Source organism: Ravibacter arvi (genome assembly GCF_039540405.1).
Taxonomy (GTDB): Bacteria; Bacteroidota; Bacteroidia; order Cytophagales; family Spirosomataceae; genus Ravibacter; species Ravibacter arvi.
In genome coordinates this window covers 77,276-92,052 of record NZ_BAABEY010000026.1, presented here as the reverse complement: position 1 = coordinate 92,052, position 14,777 = coordinate 77,276, and the positions used below count along the sequence as shown (strand labels likewise).

General features: G+C 50.7%; 16 protein-coding genes. 8 read left to right on the top strand and 8 right to left on the bottom strand.

Annotation, left to right across the window (positions count from 1 at the left end; genetic code table 11):
• Nucleotides 1–28 precede the first annotated feature (28 nt).
• Nucleotides 29–1,174, bottom strand: a complete 1,146-nt coding sequence (locus tag ABD852_RS14955; RefSeq protein WP_345030298.1) for a DEAD/DEAH box helicase — start codon at nucleotides 1,172–1,174, stop codon at nucleotides 29–31.
• A gap of 202 nt (nucleotides 1,175–1,376) precedes the next feature.
• Here ABD852_RS14955 and ABD852_RS14950 point away from each other — a divergent pair, with 202 nt between their 5' ends.
• Nucleotides 1,377–3,461 (top strand): VPS10 domain-containing protein, encoded by a 2,085-nt coding sequence (locus tag ABD852_RS14950; RefSeq protein WP_345030297.1) that lies wholly within the window; start codon nucleotides 1,377–1,379, stop codon nucleotides 3,459–3,461.
• Nucleotides 3,462–3,665: 204 nt separating this feature from the next.
• Here the strand turns inward: ABD852_RS14950 and ABD852_RS14945 are convergent, their stop codons facing one another.
• The 4 genes from ABD852_RS14945 to ABD852_RS14930 all read right to left on the bottom strand — a co-directional run bounded on the left by ABD852_RS14945 (nucleotide 3,666) and on the right by ABD852_RS14930 (nucleotide 5,502).
• The gene (locus ABD852_RS14945) at nucleotides 3,666–3,845 is read right to left on the bottom strand and encodes a hypothetical protein (protein ID WP_345030295.1); all 180 of its coding nucleotides are present in this window, start codon (nucleotides 3,843–3,845) and stop codon (nucleotides 3,666–3,668) included.
• Nucleotides 3,839–4,018, bottom strand: coding sequence for a hypothetical protein (locus ABD852_RS14940; protein WP_345030294.1), 180 nt, complete (start codon nucleotides 4,016–4,018; stop codon nucleotides 3,839–3,841). The genes ABD852_RS14945 and ABD852_RS14940 overlap by 7 nt, the downstream gene beginning before the upstream one ends.
• Before the next feature lie 315 nt (nucleotides 4,019–4,333).
• The gene (locus ABD852_RS14935; RefSeq protein WP_345030292.1) at nucleotides 4,334–4,954 is read right to left on the bottom strand and encodes a hypothetical protein; all 621 of its coding nucleotides are present in this window, start codon (nucleotides 4,952–4,954) and stop codon (nucleotides 4,334–4,336) included.
• A 242-nt stretch (nucleotides 4,955–5,196) separates the two neighbouring features.
• Nucleotides 5,197–5,502, bottom strand: a complete 306-nt coding sequence (locus ABD852_RS14930; RefSeq protein WP_345030289.1) for a two-component regulator propeller domain-containing protein — start codon at nucleotides 5,500–5,502, stop codon at nucleotides 5,197–5,199.
• 232 nt (nucleotides 5,503–5,734) lie between these two features.
• Here ABD852_RS14930 and ABD852_RS14925 point away from each other — a divergent pair, with 232 nt between their 5' ends.
• From ABD852_RS14925 to ABD852_RS14915, 3 genes are all read left to right on the top strand, one after another.
• A complete protein-coding gene (locus ABD852_RS14925; RefSeq protein ID WP_345030287.1) occupies nucleotides 5,735–6,118 on the top strand; it encodes a YybH family protein in 384 nt (127 codons plus the stop codon).
• A 193-nt stretch (nucleotides 6,119–6,311) separates the two neighbouring features.
• Nucleotides 6,312–8,252: a hypothetical protein gene (locus ABD852_RS14920; RefSeq protein WP_345030285.1), complete on the top strand. Its 1,941-nt coding sequence runs from the start codon at nucleotides 6,312–6,314 to the stop codon at nucleotides 8,250–8,252.
• Between the two features lie 24 nt (nucleotides 8,253–8,276).
• Nucleotides 8,277–9,314, top strand: coding sequence for a ferritin-like domain-containing protein (locus ABD852_RS14915; RefSeq protein WP_345030282.1), 1,038 nt, complete (start codon nucleotides 8,277–8,279; stop codon nucleotides 9,312–9,314).
• Between the two features lie 141 nt (nucleotides 9,315–9,455).
• On the opposite strand, the gene ABD852_RS14910 is transcribed toward ABD852_RS14915, so the two are convergent.
• On the bottom strand, nucleotides 9,456–10,259 hold the full coding sequence (locus ABD852_RS14910; protein ID WP_345030279.1) for an anti-sigma factor: 804 nt from the start codon (nucleotides 10,257–10,259) through the stop codon (nucleotides 9,456–9,458).
• A complete protein-coding gene (locus ABD852_RS14905; protein WP_345030275.1) occupies nucleotides 10,250–10,819 on the bottom strand; it encodes an RNA polymerase sigma factor in 570 nt (189 codons plus the stop codon). The genes ABD852_RS14910 and ABD852_RS14905 overlap by 10 nt, the downstream gene beginning before the upstream one ends.
• A gap of 154 nt (nucleotides 10,820–10,973) precedes the next feature.
• On the opposite strand from ABD852_RS14905, the gene ABD852_RS14900 reads away from it, so the two are divergent.
• Nucleotides 10,974–11,675: a ferritin-like domain-containing protein gene (locus ABD852_RS14900; protein ID WP_345030271.1), complete on the top strand. Its 702-nt coding sequence runs from the start codon at nucleotides 10,974–10,976 to the stop codon at nucleotides 11,673–11,675.
• Nucleotides 11,676–11,687: 12 nt separating this feature from the next.
• Nucleotides 11,688–12,518, top strand: coding sequence for a ferritin-like domain-containing protein (locus ABD852_RS14895; protein WP_345030270.1), 831 nt, complete (start codon nucleotides 11,688–11,690; stop codon nucleotides 12,516–12,518).
• Nucleotides 12,519–12,634: 116 nt separating this feature from the next.
• Here ABD852_RS14895 and ABD852_RS14890 read toward each other — a convergent pair whose 3' ends face one another.
• Nucleotides 12,635–12,850 (bottom strand): hypothetical protein, encoded by a 216-nt coding sequence (locus ABD852_RS14890; protein ID WP_345030268.1) that lies wholly within the window; start codon nucleotides 12,848–12,850, stop codon nucleotides 12,635–12,637.
• Between the two features lie 227 nt (nucleotides 12,851–13,077).
• On the opposite strand from ABD852_RS14890, the gene ABD852_RS14885 reads away from it, so the two are divergent.
• Both ABD852_RS14885 and ABD852_RS14880 read left to right on the top strand, forming a co-directional pair.
• Nucleotides 13,078–13,731: an RNA polymerase sigma-70 factor gene (locus ABD852_RS14885; protein ID WP_345030266.1), complete on the top strand. Its 654-nt coding sequence runs from the start codon at nucleotides 13,078–13,080 to the stop codon at nucleotides 13,729–13,731.
• 34 nt (nucleotides 13,732–13,765) lie between these two features.
• A complete protein-coding gene (locus ABD852_RS14880; protein ID WP_345030265.1) occupies nucleotides 13,766–14,761 on the top strand; it encodes a FecR family protein in 996 nt (331 codons plus the stop codon).
• Nucleotides 14,762–14,777: the final 16 nt, after the last annotated feature.

Below are 14,777 nucleotides of genomic sequence, written 5' to 3'. Positions count from 1 at the left end.
CTTTCGGTGGGTTCCGTATGAAAAGGAACTAAAACCCTTTCAGATTAATATCATCAGAAGGTAAAATTTCCACCTTTTTCCGCATTTTTTTCTGAATAATTTTGAAGTGATGAACATCATCCGGAACCACCAATGAAATTGCAGTCCCTTTGGATTCGGCGCGACCGGTACGCCCGATCCTGTGCACGTAATCTTTCGGCGATCTGGGTAACTCGTAGTTGATTACTACGGGCAGAGACTGAATATCTATTCCTCTCGACATCAGATCGGTAGCGATCAGCACCCTGAGCTTGCCGGCTTTGAAACGGGCCAATGCTTCCATCCGCCCGCCCTGCGATTTCTGACTGTGAATCGCTGCGGCATCGATACCATTTTTTTGCAGTTTTATCGTGAGATTATCTGCAGTCCGCGTCGCCGATACGAACACCAGCACCTGCCTCAGATCCTGACTTTTGATGAGATAACGCAGAAAAGGTCCTTTGTTTTCAGGCGTCACTGCATAAGCCAGCTGATCAATCAGCTCCAGGTCTACTTCTTCCTCCCCTCCCATATCAAAAGTAATCGGCTGCTTCAAGACCAGTTTGTGAATTTCCCCGACTTTCTGATCCATAGTAGCGGAAAACAGCAGCGTCTGCCTGCTTTGCGGAAGAATTCTGAATATCTCCTTCATCTCTTCAGCAAATCCAAGGCTGAGCATTTTATCTGCCTCATCCAGTACAAGGATTTCTGTGGATTGGAGACCTACCGCATTTTGCGCAACGAGATCGAGCAGCCGCCCCGGCGTTGCCACGAGAACTTCCACGCCCACGAGCGCTTTCATCTGTGGGTTGATGGACACGCCACCAAATACCGCCAACGTTTTTACACGCCTTGAAAGCGCCTTGCCAAAAGTATGGAAAACGTCATTGATCTGAATGGCCAATTCCCGCGTGGGCGCCAGTATCAGCACCCTGATTTTTCTCCCTTTGCCCTGGCTTTCATGCTGCAGAAGCTCCAGGATGGGTAGCACAAAGCTGGCTGTTTTGCCTGAGCCCGTTTTGGCTATTCCCAATATATCTTTACCGCGCAGCAGCGCCGGAATCACTTTTTGCTGAATAGGGTACGGCGCCACATATCCTTCTTCCAGAATGGCTTTAAGCAGATTGGGCGATAAACCCAGAGAGGCAAACGACATATGGTATTTGTATTGGCATTTTAAACATCCCGCAAAGATACCGTTTATTTTAACGGTGCTACGCTTACAACGAAGGCTTGGGCAAAGTATAGGCGAACCGGTCATCCACGACCGGTAGCCGGTCCCGCTAATGCCAGCGACAGTAGAATTCCGAACAGAATTCCTTACCCGTTAAGTGAGCAAGCCCTGAAAAAATTGCACAATGAAACCATTCGTACTCACTTCAATCTGGATGTTCATCGCGGTATACGCTTACGGACAGTCCGCGGACACTCTGAATATAAAAGCACTGAAGTCCCGCTTTACCGGCTGGACGTTAACAGAAGTGGCTCCGGGTGGCCGGATCGACGCCATCCGGCAAACCGCGGACGGAATGGTAGTATGTGCGGGGCGTGGTATAAACAAAGGTAAGCTTTGGGTAAGCTACGACTATGGCGTCCGCTGGCAATTGCTTGCCCAGCCTGTGAACGTCGATATTACCTGCATCGCTGAAACTGGCAGGAAGGAGGAGTTCTACTTCCTCACCGGAACAGCCGAAGTATGGGGAACAGCCGACGGAGGCAAAAGCTGGCAGCGGCTGCACAGGCTGCTGCCTCAGAACCGTAACCGGCAACGCTACGCGGCCTCTTACGCGTTGATGTATACGAAAGACGGAACGTTGCTGGCTACAGATACCGATTCCGACGGCGGGCACATCTACCGGTCGACGGATAAAGGAAAGACCTGGACTGACGCCGGGGCCGTTTCACATGACGCATTGTACCGTTTCGAAAGAACCGGTAACGGCATCGTGGTCAACGGGTGGGAAGGGATCGTTTACAAAAGTACCGACGACGGCATTACCTGGAACCGGATACAGCAACTGGCCGACACCGCCCTGTTCGCTACGGAGTACCTCGGAATGAGCGTCATGCTTCAGGCCGATCAGGCCGGCACCGTTTACCGCAGTCCCAATCTCGGGTACGAATGGGACAGTGTCGCAACCCTGAACGGCGCCGCTGACGATTTTGTCAACATCGGGTACGGAGCCGCCTACTACGGGACCTATACCGGCGACAAAAACGTCTACCTGACTACCGACTACGGCCGTCGCTGGTACAATCTCGGCCCGTTGCCCTCCGTAGCCGGCGACTGGCTGGACCACGGCGTCAGGCTGGAAACTGCCGATTCGGTCATCACGCTGTCGGGTACCAACAAGGGCTATATTGTCAGGAATACGTTTTCAAAAACGGCGTTATCCGATTTCCTCGACTATTTCCACGGCGATTCCCGGCAGATCAGCCCGGAAAGAAATTTCCTTAACACTGACGCCATTGAGGGGCATCTTATTGACACCGACGCGCTCAATGAACCGGAAGACATCGTGATAAACAACGGCTTCGCTTATATCCCGTGCAGGGACGGGAACAATGTCGCCGTTATCGACTACCGGAATCCGTCCCAACCGGTTCTTGCCTGTAACCTCGGAGACAAGGATATCCTGGATGCCTTCAGCGTCGCTATATCGGGAGATTACCTGTATGTATTGTCCATGACCAATCACACAGTAAGTGTGTTCCGCGTAACCGATCCTTACCGACCGGTTAAAATAACCGCACTGACTGTAGGCGGAAAGGGCGGATATCTCCCCCATTACCGGTCGGATTATACCAGGCTGCGAAAAATAATAATTGCGGAGGGGTACGCCTACATTACGCACAGCTCGGAGAGCAAGGTATACATACTGGATATACGTGATCCGCAAAAGCCGAAAATTATCAGCAGCTTTCACACCGGAGACGGGGCCTTTGCTGCCCTGGTCCATAAAGACGTATTGTATCTTGCAGGTTACGGACCGGGATCCTCGGTGATTACGGTCGACATTTCGGATAAAATGAAGCCCGTAATCACCGCCCGCGTATACGATCCGGTCGAATTGAAAGGCACCTGTGCCCTGGCTATCCGCGACAACCGCCTGTATGTTACTGCCTACAACGCAGGAACAGTCTGGTCGCTGGATATTACCGACCCGTTAAACCCCGCTGTTATGGAAAAAATCCGGGATAAGGATATGCGGGGACCGGGACGAATTGCCTTTCACGGTGATCTGGGGTTTGTCCTTAATTCCATTAACAGTTCGGTTGCATTGCTGGATGTCGGGGAGGACAAGATGCGGTTGAAGGGATTTCTCCAACATCCCTTGTTAAAGAGGGTATACGGTATTGCCATCGACAACGACCGGCTATTACTGGCCGGAAGGGAAGCCAAAAGTTTCGTCGTCATTGATCTGAAAAAAATCACACAGTAGCGTACAGAGCCGTCATACATGGTGCGATTGCTGTCAGCACCCTTTAACAAAGCACTAACTCTCTTAAAAACAACAAGATACAACAAAATCATAACAGGATCTCCCGCTCCCCGTACCCAATCCATTTCAAGGGGCTTTTTCATAACAACAGGAGATCCTTCAGTTCCACTGCGTTCCATTCAGGATGGCCATCCGGAAGATGCACTACCATTGACAACAACAGGTTTGGAGCCACTCCAACCTCCGGGTCATCCCGACCGCAGCGGAGGGATCTCCCTCTCCCAGTACCCAATCCCTTTCAGAGGACTTTTTTATAGCACGAGGAGATCCTTCGACTCCGCTGCGCTCCGCTTCAGGATGACCGTCCGGCAGATGCGCTACCATTGACAACAACAGGTTTGGCGCCGCTCCAACCGGAGGGTCATCCCGACCGCAGTGGAGGGATCTCCCGCTCCCTGCACCAAATCCATTTCAGAGGGCTTTTTAGTACCAACAGGAGATCCTTCGACTCCGCTGCGCTCCGCTTCAGGATGACCGTCCGGCAGATGCGCTACCATTGACAACAACAGGTTTGGAGCCACTCCAACCTCCGGGTCATCCCGACCGCAGCGGAGGGATCTCCCTCTCCCCGTACCCAATCCCTTTCAGAGGGCTTTTTTCTTGCAACAGGAGATCCTTCGACTCCGCTGCGCTCCGCTTCAGGATGACCGTCCGGGCGTTAGCCTCCGGCTACTATTGACTTCCATTGACAACATTTACTTGTCATTTCTATTCCAAGGTGTTTCGGCAAAAAACTTCTTTCTCAGGATGCCCTTCCGACGATATACCCCGGAGATAAAATCTACCGGTAGTACGACCGGATGGGAAATAAACTACTTTCTTCTTCTTACATCCTTTTCCAGTTCCCTGTTAAAAGTACCGTCTGCGTTGTACAAAAGTATTTTAATGCTGCCCTCGCCGGCAACCGCCACCAGGTATTCCCCCTCCGGGAATGTGGCGGCCTTTTTGACCGAGTAACCTGCATAATTACCGGCAATGTGCGCGGTAATAGCGGCCGGCAGCGCGGCAATGTCGACCGGCGTTATTTTGAATTTATTTTTCCCGGGACGGGCGATCTCGCGGTTGAAACTTCCATCTGCATTGAACAGGATGGCTTTGACGGTACCGTCAGCCGAAACCACCATCACGATCACTTTCCCGTCGTTGTCTTTTGCACTGTGCTTGATTTCATAGCCTGCATAGTTGGCCGCCAGGTAGGCAACAATGCCGGCATCCAGCTCAGAAACCGCAACCTGTACCCACTTTCCTTTACAGGCGCGGGCAATGGCGCTATCGGTCGAAGCGGCGTAGCGCGCGGCAGAGCCCAGAAGAGTTTCGTTCAGTTCCGTTGCTCCGAAATCATTCATTGCGTCTTCAATTCCCGATTTATCTTTCTGGCAGGACCAGGTTCCAAGGACTGCGCACGCCAGCAATGCAAAAAACAGATTTTTCATTTCCTCAATAAGTTTTGGTGAATGGCTCTTTCACTCAGATTACGCAAGGCTTTGCATGCACGTTGCAAGCGGATATTTAAAGCGTTCACAGGGGCGACGGGCGCCGGTGCCGGACAATTTCTTCACCTGCAAACACCAGGTATTTCCCCCTTTTTTGAAGCTCAGGCACTTAAAAGTTTTGGGCATAAATCTAGTTTATCAGATCGAAAGTAAGAAACCGGCCCATTAACCTGAAATGTTTATCAAAACTGAATTACATTCCGGGCAATCGTGGTAGAATCATGAAGGTCGTTTCGAAAATTCTTAAACTCACGTCCGTCAAAGCGACTGAGACCATCCAGGGTGGCAATCCAGATAAATCCATCCTTGTCCTGCGTAAAGTCTGTGATAAAACTTTGCGACAGCCCGTCCTCAACGCCCAAGTGTTGTTCGTTGGTATAGATGGGCTGCTGAGCAAAACAGATGTCTGCACAACCGGATATCAAAAGAAAAAACAGGTACGTGACGGCGTAAGCAGCTCGTTTTCTGCTTACAAGGGTTTCATTCACAATAGAAGAGGGTTATTGTAGGCGTCTAAGATAAATAAGCTGACCCTAATAGTCAACCCTGTGGCTATGGCTTCGAGGTTCTATACAAAGCAGTTCATCCAAACCTATAGCTATACCCGTTATCTCAGCAGCATGTTAAGTAATGCCACCGCTCAATAAATATTCACATCTCCTGCCGCGAATTATCAATAATATTAGCTATATACGCACTTCTTCAGAATACTCAACGATCATGAACAACGACAGACAAAAAATTGAAAGGCTCCTGCATATTGTTCAGGAAGCCGAAAACTCCGGTAATCTTGACCTGATGACCTCCATTCTCGCCGAAGATCTTACGGTCATCGCCCCCGGTTCACCCATTATCCAGTCAAAACGGGGTGGCGTTGAATTTCTCCGGTCCTGGTTTGATGCTTTTAAAATTGAGATAACGTACGAATCTCAGGGAATCGAAATCAGGGAGGACCTTGCATACGAATGGGCTATTTATCAACAGGCCACGGTGGATAAAAAAAGCGGTGAAAAAGCCTCTGAAACCGGCAGGATGCTTTGGATTTACAAAAAATACGACACCGAGTGGCTGCAACATTTCATTATCTGGAATACAGCCGAATGACAAACGACTAGGCAAATCCCGGGAGTAACCATTGTGATACGCCCAGGCCGGCTTGTTCCGTCGGCAAAGGCGATATATCGCCATCGGCAAACCGTTCTGAGCGGCGTTTAATTGCGTCATTCCATACATGCTCCGTTTGATCGCATGACCAGACAAAATAGTATCAATCCTCTTAACCAATATACACAACGTTATGTCCTATCTTCATGCCCCAAGGCTGATTTTCACAGGCGATTTCCTGTCGGATGTCAGCACGGTAAACAACGACACCGCCCACTACAACAACGCAACCTTCAAACCCAACTTCCAGGCCCCCGGAAAGGGGGCTACAAACGGTTGGTGGAACCCGGAAGGCGGGGCTGTTTTTGATTTTCAAAACTGTTCGGTCAGGCAAATCTTTCTCCCGGACGGCAGCACACACAGCAATCCCGCCTTCGACCCGATTCTTGGGCTGGCAGTTTGCGGCGCCGAAGGGCGTCCCACGGGCAAGATGGTCGACCTGGACCCCGACGCACAAATGGTTTCGGCCCTCTGGTGCGTTCAGTTGCGGATCTGCGATGCCAATGGCAACCTGCTTCTCAAAGGTGACATCGCCACGACCTGTTTCCGGGACATCCAGTTCAGACAGCTCGACGGCGGAAAAAGCAACGGTCAACCCCTGGGAGCTACCTGGACGTCCGTGATGACCAATGTGGTGTGGGGAGACCTGGCCGGGCAATCAAACTTTTTGCAAGTATTGCGGACCACCACCCGGCAAAACATGCTCTCCGTTAACCTGAATCCCTTCGGCTACTATTACGCCCATAACGACGGCAGGTTTTCACTCGGAAGAATTATTGGTTCCATCGGTCCTTATTTCGAAGGAGAACCCACCACTTTTGCCGCCGGACGGCGACTTTACGGTATCAGTTATACGCCATCCATCCAGTCCACGTATTTCAACATCTCGAATTTCCTGGTAGAAACTGATGCCAAACGGGTGAGCGTCGATTTCGGAGCGAGCTTCCCGGTGACCAACTCTATGGGAACAATCAACCTCAACCAACCATTGCGACTGGCCGTCAGCAAAATCCCTCAAACCGGAGTAGCCGGTCCCGCCACTCCTACCACCTACATCGCTCCCGGCGACTTTATTGATATCGGGGAACTACCGTATCAGTCCGGCCCCGACTGGCTCAACCAGACCGGCGGCATTGTGTCTTTCGATCAATTGCCGGACAATACGCTCAACACCCTCCTTGACCACCAACTCATTCTGATCACACCTTCTGCAGGGAAACCCGGACAGTACGCCATCATAGCCCGGGAATCAATCGACGGTCTGTTTGTAAGAGCCGATAATTTTGTGCAGCGACTGGACTACGGCCAGGTAGCCGAAATCGATTTTTATGCATTTCAATGGGGAAAGCCACTCCAAAACAGACCTATTTCAATTACGCTTGACCAGCCGACGCCCGACACTCCGCTAGGCCCTCCGCCAAATGGCAACCCGATTTCAGAAGTATACGGCAATAACTACCCTTCCGAGGGGCTCACGTTTCAAAGTACAATCGTCACCGACTCCCGGGGACGCGCCCGTATGCAGCTGACGGGAAATGCCATTCATAGCCCGAGAGTCTATATTGACGGGCAGATTTACAGTCTCACCTACCAGCTCAATGCCGTTGATGGTGCCTTCGGAGCCGAGAACCTGCAGGTTCATTTGCGCGATTATTTTGAAGAAATAAAACACCCCGCCTGGGGAGATATCGCCGACATCATGATTCAGTACAGTAATCTTTACCCAATCATGAGCAAGTATGTGGTGAATCTTGCTGATCCGGCCGATCTGATCCGGAAAAAGAACATTTTGATTTTTGCCTTCTCCCAGGACATTCAAAACACAATGCACATGCCCGTCACGCGCGACCTGTCGGAAACCAAGCGAAGAACGATCCTGAACTGGCTTAACGATCCGCGGATAGCCGGTAAAACCGCGCTGCAATTGAAAGCGAAACATGCCCGAGCCGTCAACCCGGTAGCGTCAGACGCGGCTCTTTCCGAAAAGCAAATCAAATACCGGCAGGCAGTCAAAGCGAAAAACGGATCGTTTCAGGGGTTTCCGGGAACCGACAATTTATTTGAAAATCTGTGATTCAGGGTTAAAAATCTCCTAAACATGCTACAAATAGACTCAAAATACGTAACGTCAGCGCTGACTGCCAACGCCCTGGAAGATCTCCACCCGTTGCTTCAAAAAGCTATCGAGCTGGAACATTCGACCATCCCCCCCTATCTTACCGCCATGTTCTCCATCAAACCCGGCACAAACCAGGTACAGCGGCAGATCATCCACTCTATTGTCATCGAAGAAATGTTGCATATGACCATCGCAGCAAACCTATTGAATGCATTGGGTGGAAAACCTGCGATTAACAAACCTTCGTTTGTCCCGGAATACCCGGGGCCGCTTCCCATGGGCATTGGCAACGACCTGATTGTCGGGTTGGAAAAATATTCGAAAGAGTGTGTCAAAAAGGTTTTTATGCAAATTGAGGAACCGGAAAATCCGCTGGTCTTCAAGGCGGTAAACCTGGCTGAAATGCCAACATTCAGCACGATCGGACAGTTCTATCTGGCCATACAGCAAAAGATAGCGCAACTTGCTCCGGACATCCTGCCGGGTAACAGCAGGAAACAGGTTACGTCGTTTTTTTTCCCATCCGATCAGCTTTTTCCCATTCTAACCAAACAAAACGCGATTGATGCCATCAACATCATCATTGAACAGGGAGAAGGGACCTCCACCTCTCCGCTGGACCAGGAGGGCGAACTGGCACACTATTACCGTTTTGAAGAATTGTACCGGGGCAAAACACTCGTAAAGGACGACACCGCACCCAATGGATTTTCATTTTCAGGCCCGGAAATTCCTTTTGATACAAACGGTGTGTATCCATTGTTTCCCAACACCAAAACCGGCATGCTTCAGGCAGGCAGCGAGGAGCGCAACCGGATGAACCAGTTTAACTTAAGCTACTATTCGCTATTGTCAGGCTTGCATCAAACTTTCAACGGGGAACCCGATTTGCTTAACAACACGATCGGGGTGATGTATGACCTGAAGCTGACGGCCGAAAAACTGTGTGCCACACCATTCCCCGGTAAGCCGGGTTATACCATCGGGCCATCATTCGAATGGATTGCCGAAGGATAACTCAGCAATACATTTTTACAAGAAAATATTTGGCCGGAAATCCCGCCTGATTTCCGGCCTGAAATATACTCCCCTTAAACTGACCGAGAGGAGATGAGCGCGTCGAAAAATGATATCCCCGGCATGATCTGAAACTGCTGCTTAAATCTCTCCCATGACAAAGAGCGCATTGAGATCCGGCGTCAGGCTACCGCCTTGCTTTTCGAGCGTTACGGCAAAAGCCTGTGCACGCGGAATGTTTTTCATTTTACAGAAACCGTCACAAGTACCAAAAACTCCGGCATCTACGGGTTTGCCGTCCACAATAGCCCAAAGCTGAAACTGTTTGCCGGCCTCCTTGTTTTCCAGCCTTGTGGGCATCAGGTACACGTCTTTTGATTGTGTATCCCAATACACGACGGCCAACGCTTGCTCTTTCCCTTTTACCCCCTTTAAAGTAACCGCCCGGACACCCGGGTTATTGACTAACCGCAGGCTTTCCTCAAGAGCCCCTACTTTACGATTGAGTAAAGCGCGGTTGGCAACGAGCTGTTGTTGCTCGCTCAGGAGCGCTTCATACCGGGTTTTAAACAAGCGGCTTTGCTGATAATAGAAATACGCAAGACCAAGGCTGCCCGCAACAAGGAAAGCCGCAGCTGCGTTACGAAGGTGTTGCAACCGGATCAATACAGGAGGTTTCGTTACCTGTTTTTCCGTTGAAGCAGCAGGCCGGCTATCGAATTCATCGCGAAGAGTTTCCTTTATCTTCTCTTTTACAGAGGGAGGCGGGGGAACCGCCTGATCTCTGCTATGGGCTTCAAGTAATACCGAGAAATCGGCAACCGCCTGCCGCAGTTCCGGGAACTCCTGCATATACTGTTCGAAACGCACGGTTTCCTCTCTGTCTGTTAGTCCCAAGACATAACTCTCCACAATCCCGCTTGCTATGTATGCCTTTATATCCACGACAAAAGTATGGTTATCAGTAATTTCATTAGCATCCGCAACTGCTGTAATGCGGCACGCAACCGGGTTTTTACCGTCCCGACAGGCATATTCAGCTTCGCCGCCGTTTCTTCCTGGGTATATCCCTGAAAATAGGCGTATTCGATCAGTATTCTGAACTCTTCTTTCAGAGTGCCTGTCAGCGCGCGGAGTCCTATATAATCTTCCCTGGTAGGATCGTCGGCCACGCTATTACTTACGAATTCCGTAAGCTCCTGGTTTTGAATATTCGTTCTGAATTCTTTGCTGCGCAGAAAATCAATAGCGCCATTTCTGGTAATGTTGAGCATCCACGTAAAAAGGCGGCCTTTGGAACTGTCATAGGTATGGATCTGGCGCCAAATTTTTACAAATGCGTCCTGTAGCAGGTCGCTTGCGTGTTCCCGATCCCTGACAATAGCCAGGATGACCCCGTACAAAGCGCCGCTGTAATGCCCGTATAGGTAGTCAAACGCTGTTTCCCGTCGCTCGCGTAACAGCAAAACCAATTCTTCTTCGGAATAAACTACTTTTTGCGACATGTATCGGCTGACGGTTGAGCCCCGGCCGCAGTAACCGGTTTTGTAAATATGCGAAAAAAAAAATCGAAAATCCCGGCGTTTCAAAAACCGGCCGGCCGGTCTCTCCGTAAGTATGTCCGAAAAACGTTTCACAAAACTTAACCAGTACAAAATCATGTCAGCACAAATGGAGAATAAAAGCGGCTATCTGCCGGATAAGCCGGGTGGGAAGTTTTCACGCCGGTTGTTTCTCAATTACTCCGGGATTACGTTAGCAGGCGCAGGTTTGCTTGTTGCCTGCAACGACAAGGATGGAAATCCCATGCCCCAGACCGGTGAAATCAATCTCGGGACAGGGGATCTCGGAATTTTAAACTATGCCTATGCGCTGGAGCAGCTCGAAGCCGCTTTTTACATAAAGGTGGCCGAGTCGACCGTAACAGGTATGTCTGCTGCCGAAATGATGCTGCTGGCAGACATCCGGGACCACGAAATAGCCCATCGCGAATTTTTTAAAAATGCACTTGGCACCAATGCCATTCCGGCGCTGACGGTGGATTTTTCAATGGTTGATTTCACCAAAAGAGAATCCGTGCTGGCCACCGCGAAGGCTTTTGAAGACTTGGGGGTATCTGCATACAACGGCGCCGGGAAACTGATCAAAACCGCCGACTACCTCGTTCTTGCCGGCAAAATCGTGTCGGTAGAAGCGCGGCACGCTGCCTTTATCCGCGACCTGATTTCCAACGGGAGTTTCGCAGATGCATCGGTCGTAGATGCCAATGGGCTGGACAAAAGTCGTAAACCCGCGGAGGTGCTGTCTATGGCGGCTCCCTTTATTAAGAACAAGATCAATTTCTCCGGACTACCCCAATAAACACAAATTCCTATGAATATCCTGCATATAATCAACGAAATCGCGGGCCATGACGGCGACTTTTTTGACCGTATCGATACCCGCCGCAGCCTGATGCGCTCTTTCCGGGATACCGGAAAAAAAATCACGTTTGCTTCTTTTCCGCTTTTAATGAGCGGTGTATTCCAGCGCGCCTACGGAAAAACCAACGACACCGTGGTCGAAATCCTGAATTATGCGCTTACGCTGGAACACCTGGAGGCTGCATTTTACAAAAAGGCCAACGAAGCAGCTTCCTCGTTGATTCCCACTGAACCGGCGCGAGGGGCGATCAAACTGATCGGGGCTCACGAAGCGGCCCATGTTAAACTCCTGGAGGATACTATAAAATCCATGAACGCCACGCCTGTAAGTGCACCGGTTTTCGACTTCACTGCCGGAGGGACTTTCCCGAATGTTTTTTCTGATTATACCACATTTCTCGCCGTTGCCCAGGCCTTTGAGGATACAGGCGTACGGGCGTATAAAGGCCGGGCCGGCGAGATTACGGGTGGAGGAGATTTGCTCGAAGCGGCATTGAACATCCATTCTGTGGAAGCACGGCATGCTGCCCATATTCGCTACATGCGAAGAAATGCCGGTCATGCTGCGACCCTTAAACCCTGGATTACAGGTAAAGAAAGTGGTATCGGGGCTGCGGTACAGCCGGTGTACGACGGAGAAGAAAATACCAAACAAGCCACACTTGAAGTCGTTAATATCAACGGAATGGCAATTTCAGCGGCAGCAGCCTCGGAAGCTTTTGACGAACCGCTTACAAAACAGCAGGTGCTGGCCATTGTCGGTCCCTTCATCGTTTCCTGAACGATTACTTTTCCAGGCCTAGCCTGAAATCCGCGAGGGATTTCAGGGCAGGCCCGGGAAATCCCTCACTCCCGGAGTTCCGGAACTATACTTGCGCCTTGCCACCCGCGAAATTTCTACCATTGACAACAACAGGTTTGGAGCCGCACCAACCGGAGGGTCATCCCGACCGCAGTGGAGGGATCTCCCGCTCCCTGTACCCAATCCCTTTCAGAGGACTTTTTTCTTGCTACAGGAGATCCTTCGACTCCGCTGCGCTCCGCTTCAGGATGACCCTCCGGGTGGTAGCCTCCGGCTATTATTGACTTCCATTGACAACATCTATTTGTCATCTCCGCTACAAGGTGTTTTCACAAAAAACTTCTTTCTCGGGATGACAGTTCTACTATCCCCCGCTTTTTTCCTACGCTGCAGTGATGCACAAAAAGGGTAACGCTTCCCCGGTGCAGCACTACCCCCAGAATGTTCCGAAGTTTTTTTTGCAATTTTCCTTCAGGCGACTAAGGGTAAAGCAAATAATTTATGTCACCCTAGTGTAAAGTCTTACCAGCTATCGCAAATGCGTAAAGGAGCATTTCTTACCAGACAAGAAAAATCTACCGGGAAGGAGGATACTCTCCGGGAGCACGATGCGTCTGCCAGGGTGATCGACAACGACCAGATCATCCGGATAGCCTTTGACGAATCAACCAGCAAAGGATTCGAAATGTTGTTCCGGCTGTATTATCAGGCTTTGTACAGCCATGCGCTGCGGTTTGTATACTCGAAGGAGAAAGCGGAAGATATTGTGTGTGATGTCTTCCATGACTTCTGGAAAAGCGACAGCTACAGTTCGATTCAAACGACCTACCGGACCTACCTGTATGCGGCCGTACGAAACAGGGCCTATAGCTATGTGCGGTACGAACTGAAGGAGGAAAGGAATATGACCGGTCCGGAGTCTTCCGAGCATATTTCAGCCGAAAACAGCCCCGAATCGATCATGGAATACGATGAACTGCACCAGCGTATTGACCGCGCCATACTTGAGTTACCGCCTCAGTGCCAGCGGGTCTTCCTGTTGAGCAGGTTTGATGGGAAAAAAAACAAAGAAATCGCGGCCAACCTGGATCTCTCGATCAAAACGGTGGAGGCACATCTCGCCAAGGCACTGAGCCAGCTGAGAAAAGTCATCTCGGGCACACTGGTTCTTTTCTCATGGCTCAGCCAGTAAATTTTATTATGCAACAACACTGAAAATCAGCTTAATGGAAGAATCGGATATCAGGAACGCTGTATTTGACTATTTCTCCGGACGGGCCACGCCACTTCAGAAACAGGCCATCAACGTCTGGCTGGAAGATCCGTCCCATCATGATCAATACTACAGTTGGCTGCACAAATGGGAGCTCGATCATCTGCAAGCCCCAGCTTCCTGGCAGAACGCTTATGCACGTACCGAGCACCGGGTAACCTACCGGCCCGTCCCCGCTGAATCAGCTCTCCCGCCGGGAAACACCGGTCCCTGGTACAGCAGAGGGTTCCGCATAGCCGCCGCTTTTGTTCTCCTGAGCGCATTAGGGATATCGCTCTACCTGATGCGTGATACCATTCTTTATACGACCGTGCAGGCAACATATGGTGAAACGAAGCACACAGTGCTGCCCGATGGGTCACAAGTCTCTTTGAATGCCAATTCCTCTATCAGGTACGCCCGGTTTGGCTTCGGTCGGGGCCAACGCGAAGTCTCCTTATCCGGAGAAGCGGATTTCGAGATCAGCCGGACACCCGACCGGAAGCTATTCGTAGTATCGACCAGCACGGGCCTGAAAGTCACGGTACTGGGAACTGCATTTACCGTATTTGCGCGGCCGAGAGGGTCACAAGTGACCCTCAGGAGTGGGAAGGTGGCTCTACAGGCCAACCGGAAACGGGCCGACCCCGACATTATCATGGCCCCCGGAGATATCGTATCAATCAATACGGCGGGCGAACTGAGCCGGTCGCACACCTCCCGACCCGAACACGTTTCTTCCTGGAAAGAGCATATGATTACGCTAGACAGAACCTCACTGCTGGAGATCTCCGCCATTCTCGAAGAAATCTACGGCTTCCGGGTAGAACTGAAGGAGCCGGAGCTGGGCACCAGGACTGCAACCGGCATGTTGCCGATTCAAAACGCCGAAACCGCATTGGAACTCGTTTCTGATATGTTTGCCATCCATTTTCTCCGTGAAGACGACAAAATAATCTTTGAAAACTAACTGATCCTTTCTAAAC

Coding starts and splice junctions, on each gene's coding strand:
- ABD852_RS14955 (WP_345030298.1), bottom strand. CDS start 1,174: ATGTCGTTTGCCTCTCTGGGTTTATCGCCCAATCTGCTTAAAGCCATT.
- ABD852_RS14950 (WP_345030297.1), top strand. CDS start 1,377: ATGAAACCATTCGTACTCACTTCAATCTGGATGTTCATCGCGGTATAC.
- ABD852_RS14945 (WP_345030295.1), bottom strand. CDS start 3,845: ATGGTAGCGCATCTGCCGGACGGTCATCCTGAAGCGGAGCGCAGCGGA.
- ABD852_RS14940 (WP_345030294.1), bottom strand. CDS start 4,018: ATGGTAGCGCATCTGCCGGACGGTCATCCTGAAGCGGAGCGCAGCGGA.
- ABD852_RS14935 (WP_345030292.1), bottom strand. CDS start 4,954: ATGAAAAATCTGTTTTTTGCATTGCTGGCGTGCGCAGTCCTTGGAACC.
- ABD852_RS14925 (WP_345030287.1), top strand. CDS start 5,735: ATGAACAACGACAGACAAAAAATTGAAAGGCTCCTGCATATTGTTCAG.
- ABD852_RS14920 (WP_345030285.1), top strand. CDS start 6,312: ATGTCCTATCTTCATGCCCCAAGGCTGATTTTCACAGGCGATTTCCTG.
- ABD852_RS14915 (WP_345030282.1), top strand. CDS start 8,277: ATGCTACAAATAGACTCAAAATACGTAACGTCAGCGCTGACTGCCAAC.
- ABD852_RS14905 (WP_345030275.1), bottom strand. CDS start 10,819: ATGTCGCAAAAAGTAGTTTATTCCGAAGAAGAATTGGTTTTGCTGTTA.
- ABD852_RS14900 (WP_345030271.1), top strand. CDS start 10,974: ATGTCAGCACAAATGGAGAATAAAAGCGGCTATCTGCCGGATAAGCCG.
- ABD852_RS14895 (WP_345030270.1), top strand. CDS start 11,688: ATGAATATCCTGCATATAATCAACGAAATCGCGGGCCATGACGGCGAC.
- ABD852_RS14890 (WP_345030268.1), bottom strand. CDS start 12,850: ATGACAAATAGATGTTGTCAATGGAAGTCAATAATAGCCGGAGGCTAC.
- ABD852_RS14885 (WP_345030266.1), top strand. CDS start 13,078: ATGCGTAAAGGAGCATTTCTTACCAGACAAGAAAAATCTACCGGGAAG.
- ABD852_RS14880 (WP_345030265.1), top strand. CDS start 13,766: ATGGAAGAATCGGATATCAGGAACGCTGTATTTGACTATTTCTCCGGA.